Here is a 3,022-nt window from a genome sequence, read left to right as displayed (position 1 = left end):
TAATTGATGCACTTGTCGATGCTGACTTGCTTGCTGATGTGCTTGCACTCACTGACGCACTTGTTGATGCTGACTTGCTTGCTGATGTGCTAGCACTCACTGATGCACTCGTTGATGCTGACTTGCTTGCTGATGTACTTGCACTAATCGATGCACTCGTTGATGCTGACTTGCTTGCTGACGTGCTGGCACTCACTGACGCACTCGTTGATGCTGACTTACTTGCTGATGTGCTAGCACTCACTGACGCACTCGTTGATGCTGACTTGCTTGCTGATGTACTTGCACTAATCGATGCACTTGTTGATGCTGACTTGCTTGCTGATGTGCTGGCACTCACTGACGCACTCGTTGATGCTGACTTGCTTGCTGACGTGCTGGCACTCACTGACGCACTCGTTGATGCCGACTTGCTTGCTGATGTGCTGGCACTCACTGACGCACTCGTTGATGCTGACTTGCTTGCTGATGTACTTGCACTAATCGATGCACTCGTTGATGCTGACTTGCTTGCTGATGTACTTGCACTTACTGACGCACTTGTTGATGCTGACTTGCTTGAACTTTCTGATACACTTGTACTCTCTGACATACTTTTCGATATTGATATACTTGTACTTTCTGAGATACTTAAAGATTTTGAAGCAGAAACTGATTGAGATTCACTTTGTCTTTGGGAATTACTTATAGAGTCTATAACTTGAGGTTTGACCTGCCCAAAAGAATACTGACTAAGAGCAGTCCCCCCTTCACGCGCAACTAAATAAAGCTCTCCTGCACGACCAGCCTGTTTTCTAGCTCCATGCTCTACATAATTAGTTGTATCAAATTTCTGAGTAGTTGAAGCTACAAGACTCAGACCAAAATGATTTTTAAAATCCGATATATCCCCAGAATATGCTGTTTTAAACGTTATTGTATGTTGCCCAAAACCTGTTGGTCTATTGGTTATATATTGGGTTCCATTAATTTTTCTTCCATCTACCACAGTTCTTGTACTGGCTGTAGTAGCAATACCATCAACTTTTACATCAGTAGGTTTACCCATTTTAGCTTCCGCAACAGCAATATATACACCTGTATATGGATTTTCCCATCCTCTAGCACTTGTAGGCTGAGTTGGCCTATAAGTAACTGACCATTCTATTGTCTTCGTAATTGTATCATAAACAGCTTTAAGATTAGAAAGAAGTTGTTGTGGAGTTTCGTTTTGACGCCCTCCAGACCATCCATATGAGTGTGCATCAGTAAAATCTGAAAAAGTAAAAGTTATTTTTGTTCCTGAAACTGTAGCTCTAAATTTACTCGAACTAAAAGAAGAAACTGTCGAATTAGTATGCGGCATAATTGACGTTAGACGCACCGTTTTTGATCCTTCTTCGCTAACTATAATTTCATAAGTTAACCCATTATTAGCTTGAAGATATTTATTCTCACTATTATTTGAACTAAATTCTTCTCTTTCAAAAATACGTCTTTGAATAGAACTATCTGTAGCCAACAAAACTTCTTTTATTGCATTAACTTCAACTAATGAAGCATTTGTATCTTTAGAAATATTTTTAGCAGCCGTCAATAATGAATTGGCAATTTCAAGACCATCCATAGAAAGACTGTACGCTGCATCTATAGATTGTTTTAATTTATTAATTGCTTGATTTAGCTCTATCTTAGCAACATCTGATTTTTTATTAACTTCGGCATTTGCTACATCTTTACTATTATCTTCCGTATTTTCTACTATTTTTTCTTCTTTAGTCGTTTTTTCAGTTGAAGTTGTAGTCATAGAAGTACTTGATGAAGAAGACTCTGATGTACTCGTTGACGCTGACTCCGACGAACTTATTGATATTGACTCAGAAGTAGACAGACTTAAACTTGATGATGTTAACTTTGACGTACTTGTTGATTCACTTAATGAAATACTTGCAGATTCCGATGAACTTACTGACATAGACTCAGAAGCAGATAAACTTACTGATGAAGAATCTGTTTTTTCATTATCAACTTTGATAACTACTGTTTCTTTTTCTGCAAGAGTTTCTGTTTCAAGAGACTTAGCCATTACCAAATCGTTATTCTCTTCTGCATAGGCATCTTTAGCATTAATTAATGCTCCTCCACCTATAATAGCTCCGAAGGAGGCAATTCCCTTCAAATAGTTAATATTTCCAGATTTAATAATACTTTCTGTATTAATATCTTCTATCTTTAATTCTTCGGTAGTATTACCAAATACACGAAGCAATCCAATGTTAGAAATAAGAGATTTAACCCACTTTTTACCAGATTTGTATAGTTTTACTCTTATCTTTCTATCGGTTTCGTGATAATGTTTGTTAAATATCTTGCGTTTGATTATAAACACCCCTTCTTTAAGAATTATTAAATATTTATCTTAAAATATAAGAATTTATGTATAAAATGCTCTATCATATCTAATATATTTATATTGGCTAAAATGACATAATAACTTACATAAAAAAATATAACAAAATTTTATACTTCATATAAAAAATAAATAAGCAGCTTATTATTATACTACCCCCCCCCCGTTTTTGTCAATAACATTAAAAATATTTAACATAATTGTAATGTTAACTGCACATAAATCATAAATATATATGATAAAAATATAATATATTTTACATATATAAATATAAATAAATAAAATTAAAAATTGTCAACGAAGATAGTTATAATGCAATAAATACGCTAATTATTCTGAAAATAATAAGTATAAATCTATTTAATACAATTATAATTCCAAAAATTAAATAATATAAATAATCAATATACACCAAATATAAATTTTACATATTCTATTGAATTTTATAGCATTAAAATTGTATATCATTTACTTTAAATCAACATTATATCTTGTCTAGAAATTTTATTTTATAAAAATATTAATAATTAACAAAAATAAAAATATACAAAATTTTGTTATTCTATGATTTTAAAAAAAACATTATATAACTAGCTGTCAAAAATATAATTATATATTCTATAGATATAACAC

Annotated in this window: 1 protein-coding gene; it reads right to left on the bottom strand. The window is 32.8% G+C overall.

All coding sequences use genetic code 11. The features are described 5' to 3' along the window. Positions 1-2,368: accessory Sec-dependent serine-rich glycoprotein adhesin (locus HZY83_RS03985; RefSeq protein WP_179942784.1), on the bottom strand; the 2,368-nt coding region annotated here is incomplete at its 3' end. Positions 2,369-3,022: the final 654 nt, after the last annotated feature.

Origin of the sequence: Gemella sp. GH3 (assembly GCF_013415425.1) — a bacterium.
Classification (GTDB): Bacteria; Bacillota; Bacilli; order Staphylococcales; family Gemellaceae; genus Gemelliphila.
The sequence above is the reverse complement of the archived record's forward strand: the minus strand, read 5'-3'. Positions and strand labels throughout refer to the sequence as shown.